This is a genomic window from Wenjunlia vitaminophila DSM 41686 (assembly GCF_000380165.1).
GTDB classification, from domain to species: domain Bacteria; phylum Actinomycetota; class Actinomycetes; order Streptomycetales; family Streptomycetaceae; genus Wenjunlia; species Wenjunlia vitaminophila.
In genome coordinates this window covers 96942-122879 of sequence record NZ_KB904652.1, presented here as the reverse complement: position 1 = coordinate 122879, position 25938 = coordinate 96942, and the positions used below count along the sequence as shown (strand labels likewise).

Annotated in this window: 20 protein-coding genes; 2 read left to right on the top strand and 18 right to left on the bottom strand. The window is 72.6% G+C overall.

What is annotated here, in order from left to right; translation table 11 throughout:
- Window positions 1-77 precede the first annotated feature (77 nt).
- Window positions 78-968 carry a thioredoxin domain-containing protein gene (locus A3IG_RS28715; RefSeq protein WP_018382678.1) on the top strand — a complete coding sequence of 297 codons (891 nt, stop codon included), beginning with the start codon at window positions 78-80 and terminating at the stop codon, window positions 966-968.
- An 85-nt stretch (window positions 969-1053) separates the two neighbouring features.
- On the opposite strand, the gene A3IG_RS0106190 is transcribed toward A3IG_RS28715, so the two are convergent.
- The 4 genes from A3IG_RS0106190 to A3IG_RS28710 all read right to left on the bottom strand — a co-directional run bounded on the left by A3IG_RS0106190 (window position 1054) and on the right by A3IG_RS28710 (window position 4981).
- Window positions 1054-2652 (bottom strand): Na+/H+ antiporter, encoded by a 1599-nt coding sequence (locus A3IG_RS0106190; RefSeq protein WP_018382677.1) that lies wholly within the window; start codon window positions 2650-2652, stop codon window positions 1054-1056.
- A gap of 101 nt (window positions 2653-2753) precedes the next feature.
- Window positions 2754-3695 (bottom strand): RluA family pseudouridine synthase, encoded by a 942-nt coding sequence (locus tag A3IG_RS0106185; protein WP_026219950.1) that lies wholly within the window; start codon window positions 3693-3695, stop codon window positions 2754-2756.
- Between the two features lie 65 nt (window positions 3696-3760).
- A complete protein-coding gene (gene lspA, locus A3IG_RS0106180) occupies window positions 3761-4387 on the bottom strand; it encodes a signal peptidase II (RefSeq protein ID WP_018382675.1) in 627 nt (208 codons plus the stop codon).
- 72 nt (window positions 4388-4459) lie between these two features.
- A complete protein-coding gene (locus tag A3IG_RS28710; RefSeq protein ID WP_407701010.1) occupies window positions 4460-4981 on the bottom strand; it encodes a TraR/DksA family transcriptional regulator in 522 nt (173 codons plus the stop codon).
- A gap of 686 nt (window positions 4982-5667) precedes the next feature.
- Between A3IG_RS28710 and ileS the strand changes: the two genes are divergently transcribed.
- A complete protein-coding gene (ileS, locus tag A3IG_RS0106165; RefSeq protein ID WP_018382672.1) occupies window positions 5668-8808 on the top strand; it encodes an isoleucine--tRNA ligase in 3141 nt (1046 codons plus the stop codon).
- 66 nt (window positions 8809-8874) lie between these two features.
- Here ileS and A3IG_RS0106160 read toward each other — a convergent pair whose 3' ends face one another.
- The 14 genes from A3IG_RS0106160 to A3IG_RS28695 form a co-directional block, all read right to left on the bottom strand.
- Window positions 8875-10011 carry a DivIVA domain-containing protein gene (locus tag A3IG_RS0106160; protein ID WP_018382671.1) on the bottom strand — a complete coding sequence of 379 codons (1137 nt, stop codon included), beginning with the start codon at window positions 10009-10011 and terminating at the stop codon, window positions 8875-8877.
- Between the two features lie 46 nt (window positions 10012-10057).
- Complete coding sequence (locus A3IG_RS0106155) at window positions 10058-10345, bottom strand: YggT family protein (RefSeq protein ID WP_018382670.1); 288 nt, start codon at window positions 10343-10345, stop codon at window positions 10058-10060.
- 50 nt (window positions 10346-10395) lie between these two features.
- The gene (locus A3IG_RS0106150; protein WP_018382669.1) at window positions 10396-10953 is read right to left on the bottom strand and encodes a cell division protein SepF; all 558 of its coding nucleotides are present in this window, start codon (window positions 10951-10953) and stop codon (window positions 10396-10398) included.
- 118 nt (window positions 10954-11071) lie between these two features.
- Window positions 11072-11869: a YggS family pyridoxal phosphate-dependent enzyme gene (locus A3IG_RS0106145; RefSeq protein ID WP_018382668.1), complete on the bottom strand. Its 798-nt coding sequence runs from the start codon at window positions 11867-11869 to the stop codon at window positions 11072-11074.
- 88 nt (window positions 11870-11957) lie between these two features.
- Complete coding sequence (pgeF, locus tag A3IG_RS0106140) at window positions 11958-12734, bottom strand: peptidoglycan editing factor PgeF (protein ID WP_018382667.1); 777 nt, start codon at window positions 12732-12734, stop codon at window positions 11958-11960.
- Between the two features lie 10 nt (window positions 12735-12744).
- Window positions 12745-13971: a cell division protein FtsZ gene (gene ftsZ / locus A3IG_RS0106135; RefSeq protein ID WP_018382666.1), complete on the bottom strand. Its 1227-nt coding sequence runs from the start codon at window positions 13969-13971 to the stop codon at window positions 12745-12747.
- 366 nt (window positions 13972-14337) lie between these two features.
- Window positions 14338-15216, bottom strand: coding sequence for a cell division protein FtsQ/DivIB (locus tag A3IG_RS0106130; RefSeq protein ID WP_018382665.1), 879 nt, complete (start codon window positions 15214-15216; stop codon window positions 14338-14340).
- A gap of 39 nt (window positions 15217-15255) precedes the next feature.
- Window positions 15256-16350, bottom strand: a complete 1095-nt coding sequence (gene murG, locus A3IG_RS0106125; RefSeq protein WP_026219946.1) for an undecaprenyldiphospho-muramoylpentapeptide beta-N-acetylglucosaminyltransferase — start codon at window positions 16348-16350, stop codon at window positions 15256-15258.
- A 6-nt stretch (window positions 16351-16356) separates the two neighbouring features.
- The gene (ftsW, locus tag A3IG_RS0106120; RefSeq protein ID WP_018382663.1) at window positions 16357-17715 is read right to left on the bottom strand and encodes a putative lipid II flippase FtsW; all 1359 of its coding nucleotides are present in this window, start codon (window positions 17713-17715) and stop codon (window positions 16357-16359) included.
- 266 nt (window positions 17716-17981) lie between these two features.
- Window positions 17982-19403 carry a UDP-N-acetylmuramoyl-L-alanine--D-glutamate ligase gene (gene murD / locus A3IG_RS0106115; protein ID WP_018382662.1) on the bottom strand — a complete coding sequence of 474 codons (1422 nt, stop codon included), beginning with the start codon at window positions 19401-19403 and terminating at the stop codon, window positions 17982-17984.
- A 17-nt stretch (window positions 19404-19420) separates the two neighbouring features.
- On the bottom strand, window positions 19421-20482 hold the full coding sequence (gene mraY, locus A3IG_RS0106110; RefSeq protein ID WP_018382661.1) for a phospho-N-acetylmuramoyl-pentapeptide-transferase: 1062 nt from the start codon (window positions 20480-20482) through the stop codon (window positions 19421-19423).
- Entirely contained in the window at window positions 20482-21927 is a 1446-nt protein-coding gene (locus tag A3IG_RS0106105) for a UDP-N-acetylmuramoyl-tripeptide--D-alanyl-D-alanine ligase (protein WP_018382660.1), read from the bottom strand. The genes mraY and A3IG_RS0106105 overlap by 1 nt, the downstream gene beginning before the upstream one ends.
- A gap of 19 nt (window positions 21928-21946) precedes the next feature.
- Window positions 21947-23767: a UDP-N-acetylmuramoyl-L-alanyl-D-glutamate--2,6-diaminopimelate ligase gene (locus A3IG_RS28700; protein ID WP_078500083.1), complete on the bottom strand. Its 1821-nt coding sequence runs from the start codon at window positions 23765-23767 to the stop codon at window positions 21947-21949.
- Between the two features lie 7 nt (window positions 23768-23774).
- Complete coding sequence (locus tag A3IG_RS28695) at window positions 23775-25928, bottom strand: peptidoglycan D,D-transpeptidase FtsI family protein (protein ID WP_078500081.1); 2154 nt, start codon at window positions 25926-25928, stop codon at window positions 23775-23777.
- Window positions 25929-25938: the final 10 nt, after the last annotated feature.

The window sequence follows — 25938 nt, the reverse complement described above, 5'->3', positions numbered from 1 at the left end:
GGTGACGGCGGCGGTCCCAGGCGGTGCCTTCCCCGGCCAGGAGCACCCACCCACGACGCGACGGGACGCGATCCACCATGCGCAAGCGCAACACCAAGAACACCCCCACCGCTGACACCTCCAACGGCAAGGGCGGCGGAGACAGCAGGAACCCCCGCCGGAACGGTCCGGGCGGGACCGTCGGCGCCGGGAAGCCGGGCTCCGCCCGGGCCAGGCTGGCCGAACAGCGGGCCCGGGAGGACCGGCGCCGCCGGGTCCGCCGCCAGGTCACCGTTGCGGGGTCCGCCCTGCTGGTGGTGGCCCTGGCCACCGGGATCGGGGCGGCCCTGTCCCGGTCCGGCGGCGGCGGGGGCGACGACGCGGCGGCCAAGGGCCCGCTGCGGGTGCCGTCAGCCGCCTCCGGGACCAACGGCACCGTGATCACCTACGGTGATCCCAAGGCCGAGAACACCCTGGAGATCTACGAGGACCCGCGCTGCCCCTACTGCGCGCTGTTCGAGCAGACCAACGGGGAGACCGTCCGCCACCTCGCCGACCAGGGCCGCTTCAAGGTCGAGTACCACTTCGCCTCGTTCCTCGACGACCGGCTCGGCGGGAAGGGCTCCACGTCCGCCCTGAACGCCCTGGGCGCGGCGGCGGACCGCGGCCCCGAGGCGTTCGCCGACTACCACCAGGTCCTGTTCGAGAACCACCCCGACGAGCGGAGCGACGACTACGCCTCAGCGGACCACCTGCTGGAGCTGGCCGACGAGGTCGACGGGCTGCGCACCCCGGCGTTCGACCGGGCGGTGCGGGACGGGGTGTACCTGCCGTGGGTGAAGAAGGTCTCCGACGCCTTCGAGAAGAGCGGGGTCAACAGCACCCCCACGATCCGGCTCAACGGCGAGGACCTCAACGTGATCAAGGACAGTGACTCGGCGATCTCGCCGCAGGAGTTCACGGCCCTGGTCGACAAGCAGCTGAAGTGAGACGGCGGTGGGGGGAGGGACGACGTCGCCCCTCCCCCCACCGGCGCACCCGGGACGCTGCCCGGGGGCTGCTAGCCAGGGCCTGTTACCCACGGGCGCGGACGCTGCGGACGTCCAGCAGGCGCAGCACCCTGTGCACCAGCTCGGGGTCCGTTCCCGGCTCGGACCGGGCCCGCAGCACCTCCTGCCGCGCCACGGAGAGCAGCTCCGCCTCGAGCTCCCGGAACTGGCGCATCCGTTGGGCCCGCTGGCGCACGGCCTCCTCCTGCTCCTCCTCCCACACCTGCGGGCTGGCCCTGGCCAGCAGTTCGTGGATCTGGGAACGCAGCCGGTCGCAGAGCTCCTCCGGCAGGTCCTCGGCCTCCTCGAGCTGTCGCAGCCGGTGGGAGGCGGCCCTGCTGGCCCGCATCGCCAGGTCGTACTCGGCACGCGCCTGGAGCTCCTCGACCCCGGTGTGCAGGCGCATCCTCCTGGCCAGCCAGGGCAGCGTCAGCCCCTGCCCGACCAACGTGAACAGCACCACGGCGAACGCCACGAAGAGGATCACGTCCCGCTGGGGGAAGGGACTGCCGTCGTCCAGCTCCACGGGAACCGCGAGGGCCAGCGCCACCGAGGCCACCCCGCGCATGCCGGCCCACCACATCAGCACCGTCTCCCGCCAGTTCCCGGGGGTCTCCTCGGCGACGTCCTCACGGTGGTGCAGCCGGGCGGTCAGCCAGGCGGCGGGGAGCAGCCACACCAGCCTGACCAGCACCACCACGGCGAGCACGACCCCGGCGTCGGCGAGCATCTCCCCCCACTCGCCGCGGGCCTGGCGCAGCACCCCGCGCAGCTCAAGGCCGATCAGGGCGAACGCCACGCCCGCGATCAGGGTCTCCACGATCTCCCAGAAGGTCTGCCCGGCCAGCCTGCGGATCACCTCGTCGGCGCCGACCGCGTGCTCGCTGAGGTAGAGGGCGGTGGCGAGCACCGCCAGCACCCCCGAGCCCCGGAGTTCCTGTGCGGTGGCGTAGGACACGAACGGCACCAGCAGGGACAGCGCGATCTGGAGGGTGGGGTCGTCGAGCAGGCCCATCAGCCGGTGGGCGATCCAGCCGAGGGCGAACCCCACGGCGCAGGCGACCACCGCGGAAAGGACCAGGGAGCCCACGGCGGCGGGCAGCGAGAAGGAGCCGGTCACCACGGCCGCGATGGCCACGTGGTAGATGACGATGGCGGCGACGTCGTTGAACAGCCCCTCGCCCTCCAGGATGGACAGCAGACGGCGTGGCAGCCTCAGCCGGCCGGAGACCGCGGTGGCCGCGACCGGGTCCGGTGGGGCGATCAGCGCGCCGAGCGCCACCGCGGCGGCCAGGGGCAGTCCGGCCACCACCACGTTCGCCACGGAGGCCACCGCGGCCGTGGTCACGAAGACCAGGGCGACCGCGAGCAGCAGGATCGGCCGGAGGTTCGCCCGGAACTGGCGCCAGGTGGTGCGGTTCACCCCCGCGTACAGCAGCGGGGGCAGCACCAGCGGGAGGATCAGGTGCGGCGGGAACCGCACGTCCGGGACGAACGGCAGCAGCGCGAGGGCCAGGCCGAACAGGGTCATCAGCACGGGTGCGGGCAGCCTCAGGCGCTGCGCGACCGGGACCATCACCACCGCGGCGAACAGGACGACGAAGAGGACGGAGAGCTGTTCCACGCCGCATGGGTGCCCGGAAAGAACGACGTCCTACCGAGCGGCCCCGCGGCTGCCGAGGTGGAACCCGCCGGCCCGACCGGCGGTCGGTGGGCCGGTCCGGCTCAGGCGCTGTCCGCGCGCACCTTCTCCAGGGCCCCGGCCAGGTCCTGGGGGTAGTCGCTGACGAACTCCACCCAGCGCGCGTCCTCGGGGTGGGTGAATCCCAGGCGCACGGCGTGCAGCCACTGCCGGGTGAGCCCCAGCCGCTTGGCGAGGGTGGGGTCAGCGCCGTAGGTGAGGTCACCCACGCACGGGTGGCGCAGCGCCGCCATGTGCACCCGGATCTGGTGGGTGCGCCCGGTCTCCAGCTTGATGTCCAGGAGGCTGGCGGCCCGGAACGCCTCGATGGCGTCGTAGTGGGTGACGCTGGGCCGGCCCTCGGCGACGACCGCCCACTTGTAGTCGTGCTGGGGGTGCCGGTCGATGGGCGCGTCCACGGTGCCGCGCATCGGGTCGGGGTGGCCCTGCACCAGCGCGTGGTAGCGCTTGTCCACGGTCCGCTCGCGGAACTGCTGTTTGAGCAGGGTGTAGGCGATCTCGGACTTGGCGACCACCATCAGTCCGGAGGTACCGACGTCGAGGCGGTGCACCACGCCCTGCCGTTCGGCGGCGCCGGAGGTGGAGATGCGGTAGCCGGCAGCGGCGAGGCCGCCGATCACGGTGGGGCCGGTCCAGCCGGGGCTGGGGTGCGCGGCGACGCCGACCGGCTTGTCCACGACCACCACGTGGTCGTCGTCGTACACGACCCGCAGCCCCGGCACCGACTCCGGGACGACCTGCACCGGGGCGGGCGGCGCCGGCAGCTCCACCTCGAGCCAGGACCCCGCCCGCACCCGCTCGGACTTGCCGGCGGCCGAGCCGTCCAGCAGCACCTTCCCCGTGGCGGCGAGCTCCGCCGCCTTGGTGCGGGAAAAGCCGAACAAACGGGCGAGCGCGGCGTCCAGGCGCTCCCCTTCCAGGCCGTCGGGTACCGGAAGGCTACGGGTCTGCGGAAGCGTGCTCACCCGGTCGAGTATGCCGGACCCGCGCACCCGCACGCCGGCCCGCCCGTGACGGCCGGCTCGGGGGGTCAGTCCCTGTGCACCGTGCCGTCGGGCGAGGAGCCGCGGAACGACAGCAGCACGATCAGGAACCCGCCGCAGACGATCGCCGAGTCCGCGAGGTTGAAGACCGCGAAGTTGGCCGGGGCGATGAAGTCCACCACCTCGCCGCGGAACACCCCCGGGGACCGGAACACCCGGTCGGTGAGGTTCCCCAGCGCACCACCGAGCAGCAGCCCCAGGGCGATCGCCCACGGCAGGCTGTACAGCTTGCGCGCGATCCGGGCGATGATCACGATCACCGACGCCGCGATCACCGTGAGGACGATGGTCAGTGCCTCACCGAGGCCGAACGCCGCCCCGGGGTTGCGCACCACGTCGAACCGGAGGTACGTCCCGATCACCTCGATGGCCGGCCTGCCCTCGAGCTTCTCCACGACGACGAGCTTGGTGCCCAGGTCCAGCGCGTACGCCACCAGGGCGACGGCCAGCAGCGCGACGATCCGCCGGTGCCCGCGCGGCGCCGCGGACTGCGGCGCCGGCTCGTCCTGCGGCTGCTCGTCGGGGCGGCGCGGGCTGTCCCGCGCGTCCCCGCCGTCATCCGGTCCGTCGTCGTCGCAATCTGGCGTACCGATGGTCCGCTCCGCCTTCGCCACGTGAGTCCTCAGCCCTAACCCCGCAACCGTGCCTGACGAGGAAAGAGCGTACGGCACAAACGTCCGAACCGGTCAGCGCCGCTCCTGCCGCTGCTTGCACTCCACGCAGAGCGTGGCCCGCGGGAACGCGAGGAGCCTGGCCTTGCCGATCGGGCTGCCGCAGGACTCACAGTAGCCGTAGGTGCCGGTGTCCAGGCGGTCCAACGCGTGCTCGGTCTGGGCCAGCATCTCCCGGGCGTTGTTCGCCAGGGCCATCTCGTGCTCGCGGGAGATGTTCTTGGTGCCGGTGTCCGCGTCGTCGTCACCCGCGCCGTCACCCGAGTCCCGCAACAGGCCGGAGATCGACTCCTCGGCCACCACGATCTCCTCGCGGAGCCGTCCCACGTCCTCCATGAGCCCGGCACGGAGTTCGTCGAGCTCCTGTTGGGTCCAGGGGTCCTCCCCGGGGCGGACCGGCAGGTCCTCCGGGCTCACCGGCCCCGTTCCCCTGGCCTTGGGCACCGCGCTGGGCGCGGCCGGGGTCGAAACAGCAGTCGCCTTCTTCTTCGCCGCCACCGGCCTGGCTCCCGTCGTCGCAGTGGTCCTGTCGATCACGCTCGGTCCCTCCCCCTGATCGGATGCGGGTCCGGTCGGGGCCGGCCGCGCCGCGGTGTCCCCTCCGGCTCCGCCCCGGCCCCGCCCGTCCGGCCCGGAGTCGTCGACCGCCGGGTTCTGGTCCGCCATCGCCGCGACCCCTTCGCATAGGTGATCTTGCCCGCGAATCGTGCCGGAACGATAAATCGACCCGGGCTCATCAGCAACGGGGCGCGCCGCCCGTACCGTCCGCCCGGCTTCGGCGCATGGCCTGCCTGCTTTGTGCCCATCCGCCGCACGGGTAATCCCTCCCTCCGCTTTCCGGACGCCGCCACTCCGCCGTTCGGACCACCCCCCGGCCACCGTGCGCCCCCCGACAAACGGCACGCGGCGACTCCCCCGTTCCCACTACACTGGGGTCCGCGGAAGGCGTGGATGGGGACGAGTAGCGCCGCACGCAGCCACCAGCGATCCGGGGACGGTGCGAGCCCGGGGGCGTGCGCGGCGTGAAGATCACCCCGGAGCCGCCGGAAGAAAGCCCGGAGGTCCGGGCGAGTAGACCCGGCCCCGCGACCGAAGCGAGTGGGTCCCGGCGCGGCTGGCCGAGGCCAAGGAGGGTGGTACCGCGGGACCGTCCGCGCCGAAGCGGCGCGGGACCGGGCTCGTCCCTCTGACGGAAGCAGTGACGTTCCGCCGGAGGCATCCCCATGACGCAGTACCGCCAGGTCCCCGCTCAGGTCGACCTGCCCGCGCTCGAGCACGAGGTGCTCAGGTTCTGGCGCGAGAACGACGTGTTCGCCCGCTCCCTCAAGCAGTCCGAGGGGCGCCCCGAGTGGGTGTTCTACGAGGGCCCGCCCACCGCCAACGGCATGCCCGGCGCCCACCACATCGAGGCCCGGGTCTTCAAGGACGTCTTCCCCCGGTTCAAGACCATGCGCGGGCACCACGTCACCCGCAAGGCCGGCTGGGACTGCCACGGCCTGCCGGTGGAACTGGCCGTCGAGAAGGAGCTGGGCTTCTCCGGCAAGCAGGACATCGAGGCGTACGGCATCGCCGAGTTCAACGCCAGGTGCCGGGAGTCGGTCCTGCGCCACGTGGACGCCTTCGCCGAGCTCACCGAGCGCATGGGCTACTGGGTGGACATGGACCAGGCGTACCGGACCATGGCCCCGGAGTACATCGACTCGGTCTGGTGGTCGCTCAAGCAGATCTTCGACAAGGGGCTACTGGTCCAGGACCACCGGGTCGCCCCCTGGTGCCCGCGCTGCGGCACCGGCCTGTCCGACCACGAGCTCGCCCAGGGCTACGAGACGGTGGTCGATCCGTCGGTGTACGTGCGGCTGCCCCTCACCTCGGGGCCGCTGTCCGGACGGGCGGCGCTGCTGGTCTGGACGACCACCCCGTGGACGCTGGTGTCCAACACCGCCGTCGCCGTCCACCCCGACGTCACCTACGTGGTGGCCACCGACGGCAGGGAGGAGCTGGTGGTCGCCGAGTCCCTGCTGGGTCAGGCGCTCGGTGAGGGCTGGACGGCCACCGGGGAGACGTTCACCGGCCGGGACATGGAGCGCTGGACCTACCGGCGCCCGTTCGACCTGGTGGACATCCCGGACGCGCACTACGTGGTCACCGCGGAGTACGTCACCACCGAGGACGGCACCGGCCTGGTCCACCAGGCCCCGGCATTCGGCGAGGACGACTTCCAGACCTGCAAGGCGTACGGCATGCCGGTGGTCAACCCGGTCCGCCCGGACGGCACCTTCGCCGAGGAGGTGGACCTGGTCGGCGGGGTCTTCTTCAAGAAGGCCGACGAGGCGCTCGTGGCCGACCTCCAGGAGCGTGGCCTGCTGTTCCGGCACGTCACCTACGAGCACAGCTACCCGCACTGCTGGCGCTGCCACACCGCGCTGCTCTACTACGCCCAGCCGTCCTGGTACGTGCGCACCACCGCGGTCAAGGACGCGCTGCTGCGGGAGAACGAGCGCACCAACTGGTTCCCGGAGACGGTCAAGCACGGCCGCTACGGCGACTGGCTCAACAACAACATCGACTGGGCGCTGTCCCGCAACCGCTACTGGGGGACCCCGCTTCCGGTCTGGCGCTGCGCCGAGTCCCACCTGACCTGCGTCGGCTCGCGCGCCGAACTGTCCGGGCTGACCGGCCGGGACCTGGCCGCGCTCGACCCGCACCGCCCGTTCATCGACGAGGTCACCTTCCCCTGCCCGGAACCGGGCTGCACCGCGACGGCCACCCGGGTGCCCGAGGTGATCGACGCCTGGTACGACTCCGGCTCGATGCCGTTCGCCCAGTGGGGGTACCCGTACCAGAACAAGGAGCTGTTCGAGCGGAGTTACCCGGCGCAGTTCATCTGCGAGGCGATCGACCAGACCAGGGGCTGGTTCTACACGCTGATGGCCGTGGGCACCCTGGTGTTCGACCGCTCCTCCTACGAGAACGTGGTCTGCCTGGGGCACATCCTGGCCGAGGACGGCCGGAAGATGTCCAAGCACCTGGGGAACATCCTGGAGCCCATCGGGCTGATGGAGCGGCACGGCGCGGACGCGGTGCGCTGGTTCATGGCCGCCGGCGGCTCCCCGTGGTCCGCCCGCCGGGTCGGGCACACCGCCCTCCAGGAGGTGGTGCGCAAGACCCTGCTCACCTACTGGAACACCGTCGCCTTCCAGGCCCTGTACGCCCGCGCCTCGGGCTGGGCCCCCAGCGGCGCGGACCCCGCGCCCGCCGACCGCCCGGTCCTCGACCGCTGGCTGCTGTCCGAGGTGAACACGCTGGTCAGCGAGGTCACCTCGGCGATGGACGGGTTCGACACCCAGCGCGCGGGCCGGGTGCTTTCCGCGTTCGTCGACGACCTGTCGAACTGGTACGTGCGGCGTTCCCGGCGCCGCTTCTGGAAGGGCGACCCGGCGGCGCTCGCCACCCTGCACGAGGTGCTGGAGACGGTCACCCTGCTGCTGGCCCCCCTGGTCCCGTTCATCACCGAACGGGTCTGGCAGGACCTGGTCCGCCCGGTCACCCCCACGGCCCCGGAGTCGGTCCACCTGGCGACCTGGCCAGAGCCCGACGCCGACCTCGTCGTGCCGGGGCTCTCCCGGGACATGGCGCTGGTCCGCCGGCTGGTCGAGCTAGGCCGGGCCACCCGGGCCGGCTCCGGGGTCAAGACCCGTCAGCCGCTGTCCCGCGCCCTGGTCGCCGCCGCGGGCTTCGCCGACCTCGACGACGAGCTGCGGGCCCAGATCACCGACGAGTTGAACGTCGCGGAGCTCGCCTCGCTGAGCGAGATGGGCGGCTCGCTGGTGGAGACCACCGCCAAGGCCAACTTCCGGGCGCTGGGCCGGCGCTTCGGCAAGAGCACCCAGCCGGTGGCCAGGGCGATCGCCGTGGCGGACGCGGCGGCGCTGGGCCGGGCACTGCGCGCCGGGACCGCGTCGGTGGAGGTGGACGGCGAGGAGGTGCCGCTCAGCCCGGAGGAGGTCATCATCACCGAAACCCCGCGCGAGGGCTGGGCGGTGGCCAGCGAGTCCGGCGCGACCGTCGCCCTGGACCTGCACGTGACCGAGGAACTGCGGCGGGCGGGGCTGGCCAGGGACGCGGTACGGCTGATCCAGGAGGCCCGCAAGAACAGCGGCCTGGACATCACCGACCGCATCCACCTGCGCTGGACGGCGACCGACCCGGACACCGCCGCCGCGCTGACCGAACACGCCGGTCTGGTGTCCGAGGAGGTGCTGGCCACGGACTTCGGCCAGGGCGAGGAGGCCGACGCGTTCGGCCCCGCGTTCCACGAGGACTCCCTCGGCCTGACCTTCCGGCTCCGCCGCGCGGACCAGTAACCACAACAAGGCTCCGGCCCGGGGATTCCCCGGGCCGGAGCCTTGTTGTTCGTCAGGGGCGACGGGTCAGTTGTCGTCCTCGTCGATCAGGAAGCCGCGCATCGGCGTGGGCGCCTGCTGGAGCGGCTGGGGCGCCTGCGGGCGCACGGGGGCCATCGGCTGGGTCATCGACGGCGCCATGGGCTGGCCGTGGCCGTTGCTGTGACCGCCGCTCATCTGCTGGCCGCCCATGGTGTGGCTGCCGGCACCCATGCTGTGGCCCATCGCGGCGCCGGCCGGGGCCATGGAGGGGGCCCCCATCGAACCGCCGCCCATCGAGCCGCCACCCATGGAACCGCCGCCCATCCCCGAGGGGGCGGGCAGGGACGCCGCCGCCGGGGTCCGCGGGGGAGCCAGCGAGTCCTCGGCCTGGTTCTCCAACTGCCGTAGCTGGCTCTCCAGGTAGGACTTCAGCCGGGTGCGGTACTCGCGCTCGAAGCCGCGCAGGTCCTCGACCTTGCGCTCCAGGGTCGCCCGCGCGCTCTCCAGCGAGCCCATGGCCACCCGGTGCTTCTCCTGGGCGTCCCGCTCCAGGGCGTCCGCCTTGGCCCGTGCGTCGCGCTCCAGGCCCTCGGCGCGGCTCCTGGCCTCACCAACGATCTTGTTGGCTTCCGACCGCGCCTCGGCGATCGCCTGGTCCGCCGTCTGCTGCGCCAGGGAGAGGACGCGGGCGGCGCTGTCCCCGCCGGGACCGCCGGGGGGCGGCATGTGCGGGCCGGGGCCGCCGGGACCCATACCCGGGCCGGGGCCGAGCCCCTGCGGCGGATGCCCCTGGTTGGGGTGGCCCTGGTTGGGGTGGCCCTGGTTGGGGTGGCCCTGGGGGCCGTGGCCAGCCGGTCCTGCCGGGAGCTGCGGGGCGCCGGGAAGCTGGGGCGGCCCCATGTGCTGCGGCGGGACAGGCTGTGGTCCGGATATGGCCGCGGGGACCGGGGCGTTGGGCCTGTCCTGCGGCTCCGGCTTGCGCATCTGCTGCTGCTGGCTCTGCGCCGCGGCCCGAGTCGCCGCGGCCAGTTTGGCCCGCAGGTCCTCGTTCTCCCGCAGCAGGCGGGTCAGCTCTCCCTCGACCTCGTCGAGGAAGGCGTCGACCTCGTCTTCGTCATAGCCTTCGCGGAGACGGACGGTCGTGAACTGCTTGTTCCGAACGTCCTCGGGGGTCAACGGCATCTCTTCACCTCAACGTGATCGTCGACATATCGGGAGCCCGCATCGTTCACATCAGGCTCCTCACGACGGTAATCAGGATCCAGATGATGATCATCAGTACGAAGAAGGACAGATCGAGCGCCATGCCCCCGAGACGAAGCGGCGGTATGAACCGCCGCAAAAGCTTGAGCGGCGGATCGGTGACAGTGTAGGTGGCTTCGAGGACCACCACCATCGGCTTCCCCGGTTGCCACGAACGGGCGAACATGAAGACGTAATCCATCACCAATCGGAAAATCAGGACGACCAGGAAGCACATCAGCACGATGTAGATCACCTCCAGCGTGACGCCCATCGTGCGCTCCACTCCCCACTCGTAGATCGGCCCGGAACTGCCTACCGGACTCAGCTCTGGTTGAAGAACCCGCCCTCGGCGATACGGGCCTTGTCCTCCGCCGTGACATCGACGTTAGCAGGCGACAACAGGAACACCTTCTGTGTCACGCGCTCGATACTGCCATGCAGGCCGAACACCAACCCCGCGGCAAAGTCGACAAGTCGCTTCGCGTCCGTGTCGTCCATCTCCGTCAAGTTCATGATGACCGGGGTCCCCTCACGGAAGTGCTCCCCGATCGTACGGGCCTCGTTGTAGGTCCTGGGGTGCAAAGTGGTGATCCGGTAGGGCTCTCGCTCGGACACGACCTTGGGCATGATCACCGGTGCGTTCTTCTCCAGACTGTGGCGCTCAGGTGTGATGGATGCCACTGGCGCCACTCGCGGCTCCTGTCGGACCGGCGGGTGTGCCACCCTCGGTGTCGGCTCTTCCTGTTGCCGCGGCACCCGCTCGCGTTCGGGCTCGAGTTCGGGCTCGAAGTCGTCGTCGGGGTCGAATCCCCGGCCGTCGTACCCATCGTCCTCCACGAGGCCGAGGTAGACCGCCATCTTGCGCATCGCGCCGGCCATGCTCAGAACCCTCCGTCCGTGGTGGATCGGCCCGCACTGTGGTACCACGATCCACAGGCCCGCCCGGTTCCGCCGGGACAGACCATGATTTTTTGCTGTGGTCCGACTTTGCGTGACGTTACCCGAGCCGGGACCGTACGCCGAGTACCGCTGTACCGACGCGGACATGTGTCGCCCCCGCCGCCACCGCGTCCTCCAGGTCCCCGCTCATCCCTGCGGAGACCATGGTTGCAGCCGGATGGACCGCCCGCACCCGGGATGAGATTTCCCCCAGTGCCTCGAACGCCGCCCGGGGCCGCCCCCGGAACGGCCCCTCCAGCGGAGCCACCGTCATCAGGCCGGTCAGGCGCAGCCCCTGGGCACCTGCCACCGCGTCAGCGAGGCGGTCGATCTCCCCGGGCGCGGCACCGCCCCGCCCGCCGCCCGTCGGACCGCCACCGGCTCCGTTCCCGTCCGGGACCCCGCCCTCCAGGCCCACCTGGAGCAGACAGCCGATCTCCCGACCCTGGCGGACGGCGGCCGCCGAGAGCGCCGTGACCAGCCTCACCCTGTCGACAGAATGCACATAATCCGCATAGCTGACGACCGATCGTACTTTGTTGGTCTGCAACTGTCCGACAAAATGCCAGGTCAACGAGGTGTCAGCACAAGCCTGTGCCTTGCCCGCGGCCTCCTGGTCCCTGTTCTCGGCCACATGCCGCACACCGAGTTCCCACAGCAACCGCACATCGTCCGCCGGGTAGGTCTTGGTGACCACGACCAGGGTCACCTCGTCCCGGTGCCGCCCGGCGGCGGCGCAGGCCGCGGCGATGCGCTCCTCCACCCGGGCGAGGTTCGCGGCCAGTTCCGCACGGCGCTCGGACCGCGGTCCACGCTCCTGCTGGTGCCGCTCGTTCACCCGCTCCTCGCCGCTCACCCGTTCCCCCGTTCAGTCCGACCGCTCACCTGTCGCAGCCCCATCGGTCAACCCGCTCACTCGTCTGGCTTCTCGTCATCACCGGGGCTTACTCGCCGCCCAGCCAGACGTAACCGGCCTGGCGGCCGGTGGTCCGCTCACGCCGGTAGGAGAAATGATTCGTCGATTCCAGGGTGCAGACCGTGGACCTCCGCCCGGACGGGATGCCGAGCTGGCGCAGTTGCGCGTGGACCCCGGCCGGGACGTCCAACGCCGGCGTGCCCCAGCTCGTCGTGGCCCGTGCCTCGGGCACGGCCCGGGCGACCTCGGCGCGCATCTCCTCGGGCACCTCGTAGCACCGCCCGCAGACGGCGGGGCCGGTGGCGGCGACGATCCGGGACGGTTCCGCGCCCTGGGCGAGCATCGCCTCGACCACCGCGGGCACCACTCCGGCCAGCAGGCCCGGCCGTCCGGCGTGCGCCGCGCCGACGACGCCGGCGACGGGGTCCGCGAGCAGGACCGGAGTGCAGTCGGCCACCAGTACGGCGAGGGCGAGACCGCGCCGGGTGGTGACCACGGCGTCCACCCCGGCGTCCGGGGTTCCCGAGGCCGGGGCGGCACAGGTCGGGGCCGCGCCGTCGGCGTCGCCCGGTGGTGCGTCCACCACGGCGACGTCCCGGCCGTGCACCTGCCTCATCCACACCACGGCGGCCGGGTCGAGACCGAGGTGGGTGGCCGCCAGCTCCCGGTTGGCGCGTACCGCGCCCGGGTCGTCCCCGGCCGCCCCGCCGAGGTTGAGCTGGTCATAGGGAGCGGCGCTCACCCCACCCCACCGATCGGTGAAGGCGAAGTGCGCGCCGCCGCTGTCGAACCGCTGGCTTATCACGCCCCGATGGTCACTTAAGGAAGTCGGGGACGTCCAGCTCCTCGGCTGTGTCCTGGTGGTAGGGCCGCGCGGCCGGGACCTGGGGCGGGCTCGGCGGGGGCGTCGGCAGCTCGGGCTCGGGCTGCGGCTCCTCCGAGCGCGGCGGGACGCTGCCCAGACCACCGAACGACGACGTCCTGGCCGGTTCGCCCAGCCGGGCGGCGGTCGTCCCGGTGGACGCCGCGGGCTCCTCGGTCCGGGTACCGCTGTAGCCGAGCACCTTGTCCCGGCCTCCGCCCTTGGTGGGCGGCTGGCCCCCGTCGAAGCCCGCGGCGATGACGGTGACCCTGACCTCGTCGCCGAGGGCGTCGTCGATGACCGCGCCGAAGATGATGTTGGCCTCGGGGTGGGCCGCCTCGCTGACGAGCTGCGCCGCCTCGTTGATCTCGAAAAGACCGAGGTCGGAGCCGCCGGAGATGGACAGCAGCACTCCTCGGGCACCGTCGATGGAGGCCTCGAGCAGCGGGCTGGAGATCGCCATCTCGGCCGCGGCCACCGCCCGGTCGTCACCGCGCGCCGAGCCGATCCCCATCAGTGCGGAGCCGGCCTCCGACATCACGGACTTGACGTCGGCGAAGTCCAGGTTGATCAGGCCGGGCGTGGTGATCAGGTCGGTGATGCCCTGCACACCCGACAGCAGCACCTGGTCGGCGGACTTGAACGCGTCCAGCACGCTGACCTGGCGGTCCGAGATGGACAGCAGGCGGTCGTTGGGGATGACGATGAGGGTGTCCACCTCGTCGCGCAGCCCGGCGATCCCGTCCTCGGCCTGGTTGGCCCGGCGGCGCCCCTCGAAGGTGAAGGGGCGGGTGACCACACCGATGGTCAGCGCCCCCAGCGAGCGCGCGATGTTGGCCACCACGGGCGCCCCGCCGGTGCCGGTGCCGCCACCCTCGCCCGCGGTGACGAAGACCATGTCGGCCCCCTTGAGGACCTCCTCGATCTCCTCCCGGTGGTCCTCGGCGGCCTTCCGGCCGACCTCGGGGTTGGCGCCGGCCCCGAGACCGCGGGTCAGCTCACGACCGACGTCGAGCTTGACGTCGGCGTCGCTCATCAGCAGGGCCTGTGCATCGGTGTTGATCGCGATGAACTCGACGCCCTTGAGACCGACCTCGATCATCCGGTTGATGGCGTTGACGCCACCGCCGCCGATGCCGACGACCTTGATGACTGCGAGGTAGTTCTGCGGTGCTGCCACGTCGAAGGCCTCTCGCCTCGAGTTACGTGCCGCCTGGCGGTGACGCTTTGGCGGCTTATGCCGTTGGATTTCGCGTGCTCAGGGGTTTCTCACTGCCGACCCCAACCCTAACCTTGAGGTTTAGGGTTATCAGTACGCCTGTCTCTTATGCTGCGTTGAGACAGGACACTAAGTCGACAAGCGTGCCGCGTTCAACGAACACGCCGAACCTCCCGTTTTTCTTTTGACCCTATGTGATCAGCCCCTGGCCAGGCGAGCCGGGGTGGGAACGAACGCAGGGAACCAGTCAACTCCCGCTCGTGGCACGGCAGTACGGCTCAACACCCCTCCGGGCGGAACCGCCCCGGGGCACCCCGGTGACGCGGGTCAGCGCGCCGCCGCGGGAGCGGACGGGGCACTGACGTCGTAGCGCGTCGCGTCGGGGACGGCCTTCATCAGCGCGAGCAGGGCGCCCCGTTTGGCGTCACGGCCCTCCGGGCTCCCCCACACCACGGTGCGCTTCCCGGACAACCGCAGCCGGATCTCGTCATATGACCGGACGTCGATGGACTTCACCTGCCCCCGCACCTCCTCGGGCAGCGCCGCGGCGACCCGGGCGGACGCCCGCAGCAGGGCGGTGCGGCCACGGCCCGACGAGTCCTGCTGGCGACGGGGCGCGAGGTTGACCAGGGGGACGCCGGCCGGGGGCCGTTCCACGGTGGCGTACCCGACGCCCCGGCGATCCACCTCGGTGAATCCGGCGCCGCGGCGCAGCACCACGGCCGGGCGGCGTTCGGTGACCTTCAGCAGCACCGTGTGCGGCCAGGACCGCTCCACCTCGACCCGCTCGATCCTGGGCAGTTCCCCGCGCAGCCGACGGGCCACCGCGGAGGTGTCCACCGCCGCCAGGGGGCCGCCCGGCGAGATGTCCGCGACCTCACGCACCCGGGACGGGGCCAACGCCTCGGTCCCCGTGACCCGCACCTCGCGCACCTCGAACAGCGACGTGCCGTAGACCACCCAGACCCCGCCCCCACCGAGGAGGGTGAGCACGAGCAGCAGCACGAGCAGTCTGCGCCGCGACCGCACCGCCCGGGGCGGGGACCCGGCGGGGGGCGGTGCCGGGGCGTCGTGGCCCGGCAGTTCCTCGCCGGGAACCGGGGGACGGGCCCGCAGCCGGGGGCGGCGCCGGGGCGAGCCGGCACCCGCGGAGCGGTCAGGTCCCGCACCGTGCCCCGCGCGCTCGCTGGTCGTCGATCCCGCCACGCCCGCCCGTCCCTGGTGATCCTCGGTGGTGTCGTCCGCCTATCCTGCCCGGCCCGCAGCCACTGCCTCGCGCACCATGCCGACCAGCAGCTCGTCCGCGTCCCGTCGGCCGAACTCCGACGCCGCGTGGCTCATGGCGTAGAGCCGGTGCGGGTCGCTGAGCACGGGCACCACGTGGGACAGCACCCACTCGGGGGTCAGCTCGGCGTCGTCCACCAGCAGTCCCCCGCCGGCCTTGACCACCGGTTGGGCGTTCAGCCGCTGCTCGCCGTTGCCGATGGGCAGCGGCACGTAGGCCGCGGGCAGGCCCACCGCGGACAGCTCGGCGACGGTCATCGCGCCGGCCCGGCAGAGCATCATGTCGGCCGCGGCGTAGGCGAGGTCCATCCGGTCCAGGTAGGGCACCGGACGGTAGGGCGGCATGCCGGGCATGTGGTCCACCACCGGCAGCTCGTTCTTGGGCCCCACGGCGTGCAGGATCTGGATGCCGGACTGCTGGAGGCGCGGCGCGACGGCCTGCACCGTCTCGTTGAGCCTGCGGGCGCCCTGGGAGCCCCCGGAGACCAGCAGGGTGGGCAGGTTCTGGTCGAGGCCGAAGGCGGCGCGTGCCTCCGGGCGCACCGCGGCGCGGTCCAGGGTGGCGATGGAGCGGCGCAGGGGGATGCCGATGTAGCGGGCGTCACGCAGCTTGCTGTCGGGGGTGCTGACGGCCACGAAGCTGGTGTAGCGGGACCCGATCTTGTTGGCCAGGCCGGGCCTGGCGTTGGCCTCGTGGACCACGATCGGCACCCCGCGCCGCTTGGCCGCCAGGTAGCCGGGCAGGGCGACGTACCCGCCGAACCCCACGACGCAGTCGGCCTTGGTGCGCTCCAGGATGTCCTGGGCCGCCTTGATGGTGCCGCGCAGCCGCCCGGGGACCGTGATCAGCTCCGGGGTCGGGCGGCGCGGCAGCGGGACCGCCGGGATCAGCGCGAGATCGTAGCCGCGCTCGGGGACGAGCCGGGTCTCCAGGCCCCGCTCCGTGCCGAGCGCTGTGATCCCCACGGTCGGATCCTGCCTGCGCAGGGCGTCCGCGAGGGCGAGCGCGGGCTCGATGTGGCCGGCGGTCCCTCCGCCGGCAAGCACGACATGCACCGAATTTCACCGCTCTCCGGGTGGCCGTCTCCACAACAGCCGCCCCTTGGTCCGAGTTAGCACCCCTGGGCCCCGCGCGGCCAGCGCCGCTCGCGCGGCGGGCTCGCTCCTCGCGAAGGAGAGCAGCATGCCGACGGCGAACATGGTCGGCAGCAGCGCCGAACCCCCGTAGGAGAACAGCGGGAGGGGCACTCCGGCGATCGGCAGCAGGCCGAGCACCGCACCAATGTTGATCACTGCCTGGGCCGTGATCCAGGTGGTCACTCCTCCCGCGGCGAACCTGACGAAGGGATCGTCCGTGCGTCCGGCCACGCGGATACCCGCATAGCCTAGAGCCGCGAAGAGAGCGAGGACGGACAGCGTCCCCGCCAACCCCAGTTCCTCCCCCGTCACGGCGAAGATGAAGTCGGTGTGTGGTTCTGGCAGTTGCCCCCATTTCTCCACACTGGCTCCGAGCCCGCTGCCGAACCAGCCGCCGGAGGCCAGCGCGTACATCCCGTGCACGGCCTGCCAGCACTGGTCGTTCGGCCCGGGTTCCGTGGCGCCGAGGCAGGCCAGCCGCCCCATCCGGTTGGCGCTCGTCCTGATCAGCACCACCGAGAGGACGACGGCGATGGCCAGCGTCCCGCCGAAGAGGCGGCCGGGGGCGCCGGCCATCCAGAGCAGCCCGAACAGCACGGCGACCAGGACCATCCCGGTGCCCATGTCCCCGCCCAGCATGATCAGGCCGAGCAGCACCATGGCCCCGGGCACCAGCGGGACCAACAGGTGCTTCCACTGGGTGAGCAGGCGGGTCCGGTGCTTGCGCGCGATCAGGTCGGCGCCCCACAGCACCAGCGCCAGCTTGGCGAACTCACTGGGCTGGAGCTGGAACGGCCCGCCCAGGTAGATCCAGTTCTGGTTGCCGTTGACCGCGTGGCCCACCCCGGGGACCTGGACCAGCAGCAGCAGGAAGACGGAGCAGAGCAGCAGCGGGTACGCCAGCGCGCGGTGCAGCCGCACGGGCATCCGGGAGGCGACCAGCAGCAGCACGCAGCCGAGAGAGGCTGCGAACAGTTGTTTGACGAAGAAGTAGGTGGAGGGCAGTCCCGCCTGGAGGGCCTTGATCTGCGAGGCGGAGAAGACCATCACCAGGCCCAGCACGATGATCAGCAGGCTGCCGCCGAGGATCAGGTAGTAGGCGGTGAGGGGGCGGTCGAACGAGCGGCGTGCCTGGGCGGCGGAGCGCCGCAGCCCGCCGAGCGGCGTGGCACCGGTGGCCCTGGCGGGCGGGCGGGCCGCGGGGCGGGGGCGGCGGGCGGGCGGCCGGGCCGGGGGGACGCGGCTGCGCCCGGCGCGCGGTCCTCCGGTTCGCTGGTCCGGCATGCGTGTCCCCTCCGCGTCCCTGGCCCAACCTGGGCCAACCCAATCAGCCCGAACCTGGCGCCGCGGCCGGCACGGGCCACCAGACGGGACCCTATGCCGCAGACGCCCCGGCCCGCCCCGGACACACCCAACCCGGCCACGACCAAAACCGCACCCGCGGACCCGCCCCTCTACGAACCAGCCGCAGCGGGTGGGCCGCTACCGGAGGTCGGCCACCGACACACCCGCTCCCGCCCCTCTACGAACCAGCCGCAGCGGGTGGGCCGCTACCGGAGGTCGGCCACCGCCGCGGCGAAGGCGTCCCCGCGTTCCCCGTAGTTGACGAACATGTCCATCGAGGCGCAGGCCGGAGCCAGCAGGACGGTGTCGCCCGGCTGGGCCAACCGGGTCGCGGCGTGCACCGCCGCGGCCATCGCCCCGGTGTCGGTCTGGTCGAGGTCCACGACGGGCACGTCCGGGGCGTGCTGGGTCAGCGCGTCGCGGACCAGGTGCCGGTCGGCACCGATCAGGACCGCCCCGCGCAGCCGGGGGCGGGCCCGGCGCACCAGGTCGTGGAAGTCCGCCCCCTTGGCCAGCCCGCCGGCGATCCACACCACCTGGTCGAACGCGGCCAGGGAGGCGGCCGCGGCGTGCGGGTTGGTCGCCTTGGAGTCGTCCACGTAGGTGACCCCGCCGACCGTGCCCACCACGGCGATCCGGTGCGCCTCCGGGCGGAACGCGCGCAGGCCGTCGCGGACGGCGGTGGCGGGCACCCCGTAGGCGCGGGCCAGGGCGGCCGCGGCCAGCGCGTTGGCCACGTTGTGCGGGGCCGGCGCGGGGCCGGGAACGCCCCCGTCCACGACCTCGTCGCCGGTCGGCCAGGCCAGGTCGGTGACCTCGGCGAGCTCCTGCGCGTGTGTGCGCCGGTTCTCCACGAAGGCCCGGTCCACCAGGATGCCCTCGACCACGCCCAGCTCGGAAAGGCCCGGGCTGCCCAGGGTGAAGCCCACAGCCCGGCAGCCCTCCACCACGTCGGCCCCGCGGACCAGGCGTTCGGTGGCGGGGTCGGCGGTGTTGTACACGCAGGCGACCCGGTTGCCCTCGTACGCCCGGCCCTTGTCCGCGGCGTACGCGTCCATGGAGCCGTGCCAGTCCAGGTGGTCGGCGGCCACGTTGAGCACCACCGCGGAGTGCGCCCGCACCGAGGGCGCCCAGTGCAACTGGTAACTGGACAGTTCGACGGCGAGGACGTCGTACGGCTCCCGCGAGGTCACCGCGTCCAGGATCGGGGTGCCCACGTTGCCGACGGCCGCGGTGCGCAGGCCCGCCGCCTCCAGGATCGAGGCGAGCATGCGCACCGTGGTGGTCTTGCCGTTGGTCCCGGTGACCGCCAGCCACTCGGCGGCGTCGGGGCCGCGCAGTCGCCACGCCAGTTCCACGTCCCCCCACACCGGCACGCCGCGGTCGGCCGCCGCCGCGAACAGCGGGCTGTCCGGTCGCCAGCCGGGCGAGGTGACGACCAGGGTGCTGTCCTGCGGGAGCGTCTGCGCGTCGCCGAGCCGGACGACGGCGCCGGCCGCTTCCAACGCGTCGGCGCGGTCCTGGAGCCTGGCGCCCGCCCCGCCGTCCACCGCCGTGACCCGGGCGCCGAGGCCGAGCAGCGTGGTCGCGACGCTGACCCCGGTGATGCCGATCCCGGCCACGCACACACGCTGCTCTTCCCAGTTCACTTGGCCAGCCACCCCGCGTAGAAGATCCCGATGCCGACGGCGACGCAGACGCCCTGGATGATCCAGAACCGGACCACGATCAGGACTTCACTCCATCCCTTCAGTTCGAAGTGGTGTTGGAGCGGTGCCATCCGGAAGACGCGCTTGCCGGTCATCCGGAAGGAGCTGACCTGGATGATCACGGAGAGGGTGATCAGCACGAAGAGGCCGCCGAGCATCGCGAGCAGCAGCTCGGTGCGGGAGCAGATGGCCAGGCCGGCCAGGGCGCCGCCGAGAGCGAGGGAGCCGGTGTCGCCCATGAAGATCTTCGCTGGTGAGGTGTTCCACCACAGGAAGCCGAAGCACGCGCCCATCAGGGCCGAGGCGACGATGGCCAGGTCGAGCGGGTCCCTGACCTCGTAACAGGCGGGCCCCGCGGTGGCCTCGTGGGCGCAGGACTGCCCGTACTGCCAGACGCCGATGAAGACGTAGGCGCCGAAGACCATCACCGAGGCACCGGTGGCCAGGCCGTCCAGACCGTCCGTCAGGTTCACCCCGTTGGACATGGCCAGGATCATGAACAGCGCCCAGACCGCGAAGATCACCGGTCCCAGGGACCAGCCGAAGTCCTGGGTGAACGAGAGCCGGTCCTCCGCCGGCGTCCGCCCCCCGGAGTCCGCGAACCGCAGTGCCAGCACCGCGAACGCGATGCCGACGATGAGCTGGCCGGCCATCTTCGCCTTGGCCCGCAGACCGAGGCTTCGCTGCTTGGCGACCTTGATGTAGTCGTCGAGGAAACCGACCACGCCCATCCCCGCCATCAGGAACAGGACCAGCAGGCCCGAGACGGTCGGCTCGCTCAACGTGATGACCTTCGCCCCCACGTAGGCGAGCAGCGTGGCCAGGATGAACACCGCCCCGCCCATGGTGGGCGTGCCCCGCTTGCTGTGGTGGCCCTGCGGGCCGTCGTCCCGGATCATCTGGCCGTAGCCGCGGCGCACCAGCAGCCGGATGGCCAGCGGCGTGCCGATCAGGGACAGGAACATGGCGATGACACCGGCGAACAGGATCTGCTTCATTACCGGCCGCCCTCGTCCTCGCTCCCGGCCACCCGGGCGCCGCCGCCCCCGTCAGGGGGCGGGCCGGCCTCGGCGGCGAGCGCCGTCGCGACCCGTTCGAGACCCACTGCCCGCGACGCCTTCACCAGCACGACGTCCCCCGGGCGCACCTGTGTGCGCAACAGGTCGATCGCCGCATCCGCGTCGGACACCAGCACCGACTCCTCACCCCACGAACCCTCGTTCTTGGCACCCATGTCGAGCCAGGCGGCTTCGCGACCGCCCACCGCCACCAGCCTGGTGACGTTGAGGCGGACGGCGAGCCGTCCGACCGCGTCGTGCTCGGCGAGCGAGTCGTCCCCGAGCTCCGCCATCTCCCCGAGCACGGCCCAGGTGCGGCGGCCCGCGCCCATCGCGGCCAACGCGCGCAGCGCGGCCCGCACGGAGTCCGGGTTCGCGTTGTAGGCATCGTTGACGATCGTGACGCCGTCCGCGCGCTCGATGACTTCCATGCGCCAGCGGGACAGGGCGCCCGCCTCGGAGAGTGCGGTCGCGATCTCCTCGACAGGCATGCCGAGTTCACGGGATACGGCGGCCGCGGCGAGCGCGTTCGACACGTGGTGCTCACCGTACAGGCGCAGGGTCACCTCGGCCGAACCCTGGGGTGTGCGGAGTGTGAAGCTCGGGTGCCCGGCCGTGGTCAACCGGACGTCGGTGGCGCGCACCTCGGCCTCGGGCGACTCGCCGAACAGCACGGTCCTGGCCCGGGTCCTGGTGGCCATCGCGGCCACCAGCGGGTCGTCGGCGTTGAGCACGGCGAGACCGTCCGGCGGGAGCCCTTCGACCAGCTCGCCCTTGGCCTGGGCGATGGCCTCCCGGCCGCCGAACTCGCCGATGTGCGCGGTGCCCACGTTGAGCACCACCCCGATGCGGGGCGGGGTGAGGCCGGTCAGGTACCGGATGTGTCCGATGCCGCGCGCCCCCATCTCCAGGACCAGGTGGCGGGTGCCCAGCTCGGCCCGCAGCGCGGTCAGCGGCAGCCCGATCTCGTTGTTCAGGGAGCCCGTCGGGTACACCGTGGGCCCGATCCGCTCCAGCAACTGGGCGATCAGGTCCTTGGTGCTGGTCTTGCCGGCGGAGCCGGTGAGCGCGACGACGGTGGCACCGAGCCGTTCCACCACCAGCCGGGCCAGCGCCCCGAGACCAGCGGTGACGTCCTCGACGACGACGGCGGGGACGCCGACCGGCCGGGCCGCGAGCACTCCCACGGCCCCGTCGGCGACGGCCTGCCGGGCGAAGTCGTGCCCGTCGACCTTCTCCCCGGAGAACGCCACGAAGAGGCCGCCCGGCTTCACCGTACGGGAATCCAGGACGACCGGCCCCGTCACTCGGGCGGCCGGGTCCGGTATGTCGTGCATGCTCCCGCCGACCGCCTGGGCGATCTCGGCGAGGGTGAGTGGGATCACTGGTTCTCCGTGTTGTGGTTCAACTGGCCCGGCCACCCTCGGTGGGCGGGCGGTGATGGCCACCGGACGGGACGGGCGGCGGTCCGCCGCTCACCTGTCGGGCACCGCCGTGGTGGGGGTCCCCGGGGTCGGCAGCGCCGGCCCGGCGGTCGCAGCGGGCCTCGATGGCCTCGCGCAGCACCTGTCGGTCGTCGAACGGGCGGGTCACACCCGCGGTCTCCTGGCCCTGTTCGTGGCCCTTTCCGGCGACCAGGACGGTGTCCCCCGGACGGGCGCGGGCCACCGCGGTGGCGATGGCCGCCGCGCGGTCCCCGTCGACCAGCACCGCGCCCCGCTCGTGGGCGGGGACGCCCGCGGCTCCGGCGAGCATGGCGGACAGGATCGCCAGGGGGTCCTCGGACCGGGGGTTGTCGCTGGTGAACACGGCGGTGTCGGCGAGCCGGGCCGCCGCGGCACCCATCGGGCCGCGCTTGTGCGGGTCCCGGTCGCCGCCGCAGCCGACGACGACGTGCAGGGCGCCCTTGGTGACGCCGCGCAGGGTGCGCAGCACCGACTCCACCGCGTCCGTCTTGTGCGCGTAGTCCACCACGGCGAGGAACGGCTGGCCCGCGTCCACCCGCTCCAGCCGGCCGGGCACCCCGGGCACCTGCGCGACCCCGGTGATCGCCTGGCTCGCCGGCACCCCGGCGGTGACCAGCGCCACGACCGCGGCGAGCGCGTTGGCGACGTTGAACCCGCCGGGCAGCGGCACCGAGGCGGCGGCGTCCACACCGGGGCCCACCACCCGGAAGGTGCTGCCCAGCGGACCGAGCACCACGTCCTGCGCGCGCCAGTCGGCCTCCGTGGAGCCCTCGGCCGAGTAGGTGACGACCGGGACGGTGGCCTGCGCGGCCAGCCGGCGGCCGTACTCGTCGTCGAGGTTGACCACGCCGACCCGGCTGCGCCGCGGGGTGAACAACTGTGCCTTGGCCCGGAAGTAGTCCTCCATGTCGGTGTGGAACTCCATGTGCTCCGGGCTGAGGTTGGTGAAGACGGCGACGTCGAAGACGACGCCGTCCACCCGGCCCAGCACCAGCGCGTGGCTGGACACCTCCATCGCCACCGCGCCGACCCCCCGCTCGCGGGCTGCCGCGAACAGCGCCTGGAGGTCGGTGGCCTCGGGGGTGGTGCGCTCGCTGCCCCACCGCTCGTCCGCCACCCGGGTCTCCACGGTGCCCACCAGGCCGGTCAGCCGGCCCCCCGCCCGCAGCCCCCCCTCGAGCAGGTAGGCGGTGGTGGTCTTGCCCGAGGTCCCGGTGACGCCGATCTGCAGGAGGTCGTCGCCGGGCCGGTCGTAGATGGCGGCGGCCAGTTCGCCCATCACCGCCCGCGGGTCGTCCACCACGAGCACCGGCACGTCCGCGGCGGCGAGGGCCGCCCCCGCCGGGTCGGTGAGCACGGCCACCGCCCCCCGGTCCACGGCCTGGACGGCGAAGTCCGCACCGTGGAAGCGGCTGCCCGGCAACGCGGCGTACAGGTCCCCCGGCCGGGCGGCGCGCGAGTCGTGGGTGATCCCGGTGACCTCGGGGCACGGGCTGGACGCCGGACCTGGGCGCGGCACCCCCAGCCGGTCCGCCAGTTCGTCCAGGGGCTTGGCACGGACCTGGGTGGGGCGGGGCGCACCATGGCGTCCGTTCCCCGGCCCGGGCCCGGAACGGGGCTGATCTGGGTTCGGCACGGCGGTGAGAGTACCGGTCGGCCCGGGCTCGCCGCGAAAGCAGGGCTGCTCCCCCGGGGTGGTCCGCCGCCCGGGGTCGGAGGAACCGGAGTCCTCGGGTCCGTGTGGTGTGACCGTTGTCACCTGGAGCTCACCCGGGTCCCGGAGTGAACTCGACCGGCAGCGCGGACGCCTTGGTTCCGGTCGGTGGCACCTTCAGTGTCTTCAACGAGAACTCCATGACCCTCTTGAACACCGGCCCGCAGATCTGGCCGCCGAAGTAGCTGCCGCGGGTGGGGTTCTGGATGACGCAGGAGACGGTGAGCCGGGGGTTGTCCGCGGGGGCGAAGCCCAGGAACGAGGACGTGTAACCGGAGTACTGCCCGGTGACCGGATCCACCCGGTTGGCCGTGCCGGTCTTACCCGCCACCCGGTAGCCGGGGATCTGCGCCCGGGTACCGGTCCCCTGGTCGTCCCCGACCACGGACTCCAGCATCCGGGAGAGCGTCTTCGCGTTCCGCTCGCTGATCACTCGGGTCTTCTTCGGCGCGGGCGCCGGCACGAACTTCCCGTCCGGCCCGGTGCTGCCCCTGATCAGGGACGGCTCCACCCGCACCCCGCCGTTGGCGACCGTGGAGAACACCGAGGTGGACTGGAGGGCGTTCACCGAGAGTCCCTGTCCGAAGGGGATGGTGTACTGCTGGGAGGCGTTCCAGTCCTCCGGGGACGCCAGCAGTCCCTGGGTCTCCCCCGGCAGGCCGACGCCCGTCTTCGACCCGATCCCGAACTTCCGCAGGTAGCGGTGGAGGATGCGGTTGGACTCCGCCTGGTCCCCGCCGAGCGCCTCGGCCACGGTGATGGTGCCCAGGTTGCTGGACTTGGCCAGCACCCCGTTGAGGGTCAGGTACCAGGTGGGGTGGTCGATGTCGTCGTGGAACACCCGGTCGGCGCGGCGCAGCGTGTTCGGTACGGTGATCTTGGTGTCCCAGGTGGCCACGCCCTCCTCCAGCACCGCGGCCATGGTCATCAGCTTGCTGACGCTGCCGGGTTCGTAGGCGTCCTGCAGCGCGGGGTTGCCCAGTTGTTCGGGGTCCGCCCGGGCGTAGTCGTTGGGGTCGAACCCGGGTGCGGAGGCCATCGCCAGGACCTCGCCGGTGCGGGTGTCCTGGACGATGACGTAGCCGCGGTCCGCCGCCGACTCCTCCACCTGCCGGGTGATGGCGTCCTGCGCGGCCCACTGGATGTCCCGGTCGAGGGTGAGTTCGACGTCCTCCCCCGGGACCGCCGGCTGCTCGCGCGTCCCCGCGCCCGAGACCTGCCGCCCGCCGGCCCTGGCGTTGGTGCGCTTGCCGTCCTTGCCGGAGAGCCTGTCCTGGAGCACCTGCTCGAGACCGGCGCCGCCCTCGCCGGAGGTGTTGACGAACCCCAGCACCCCGGCGGCGAGGTCGCCCGCGGGGTAGACGCGCTTGCTGTGCTCCTGGGCGAACACGCCGGCGAGCACGTTGCCGCCCGTGGCGCCGGCCAGCGACGCCTTCAGGTCCTTGATCTTCTTCCAGGCCTGCGGGCTGCGTTGCCTGGCCAGCAGCACGTAGCGGGAGTCCGGCGTGGACAGCTTCTTCTCCAGCGTCGCCCGGTCCACCCCGACGACCGGCGAGAGCAGCGCGGCGGCCCGGGCCGGGGCGTCCGGCGTCCCGGCCTGTTCGGGGGTGAACAGGTAGGGGTCGGCGGTGATGTCATAGGCGTCCACGGTGGTGGCCAGGCGCACACCGTTGCGGTCGGTGATGGCGCCCCGGTCGGCCGGCAGCGGCACCTCGACGTAACGGTTGACGGCTGCCTTGGCGGCGTACGCGGAGGCGTCCACCACCTGGAGCTGGAGCAGCCGCCCGACGAAGACCACCAGCACCATGGCCAGCCCCATGGAGATCAGCCGCAGCCGGGGTCGGTGGTTGGCGAGGCGCAGCGGGCGGGTGCCGAGCGGCGCGCGCGGGGGACGTCCGCCCGCGGAGCCGGACCGGGGGCGGGGGGCGGCCGGGCGGGCCGCGGCGCGCGGTCCCTGGGCACGCGGTCCCTGGGCACGGGGTGAGCCGGCACGGGGGGGTTGCGCGGACGGGCGCCTGGCGGGCTGGGGCTCACGGGGCCCGGCACCGCCCGCCGGCGAGGACCGTTCCCCGCCGGACCTGCGCCCCGCCGAGCGGGCCGCGCCCGACCGTCCCGCGGGGGGCGGAACCGGGCGGGAACCCGGTGTGCGCCGGCGCCCCTCGGCTCCCCCGGGCTGCCCGGGACGCGGCGGTCTCGACTCGGTCACGTCACCCTCC

Excerpts from the sequence above, each read along its gene's own strand:
- ftsW (WP_018382663.1), bottom strand. The coding sequence starts at position 17,715 with ATGCCGGACCAGCGAACCGGAGGACCGCGCGCCGGGCGCAGCCGCGTC.
- ileS (WP_018382672.1), top strand. The coding sequence starts at position 5,668 with ATGACGCAGTACCGCCAGGTCCCCGCTCAGGTCGACCTGCCCGCGCTC.
- A3IG_RS0106160 (WP_018382671.1), bottom strand. The coding sequence starts at position 10,011 with ATGCCGTTGACCCCCGAGGACGTTCGGAACAAGCAGTTCACGACCGTC.
- A3IG_RS28715 (WP_018382678.1), top strand. The coding sequence starts at position 78 with ATGCGCAAGCGCAACACCAAGAACACCCCCACCGCTGACACCTCCAAC.
- A3IG_RS0106150 (WP_018382669.1), bottom strand. The coding sequence starts at position 10,953 with ATGGCCGGCGCGATGCGCAAGATGGCGGTCTACCTCGGCCTCGTGGAG.
- mraY (WP_018382661.1), bottom strand. The coding sequence starts at position 20,482 with ATGAAGCAGATCCTGTTCGCCGGTGTCATCGCCATGTTCCTGTCCCTG.
- A3IG_RS0106155 (WP_018382670.1), bottom strand. The coding sequence starts at position 10,345 with ATGGGCGTCACGCTGGAGGTGATCTACATCGTGCTGATGTGCTTCCTG.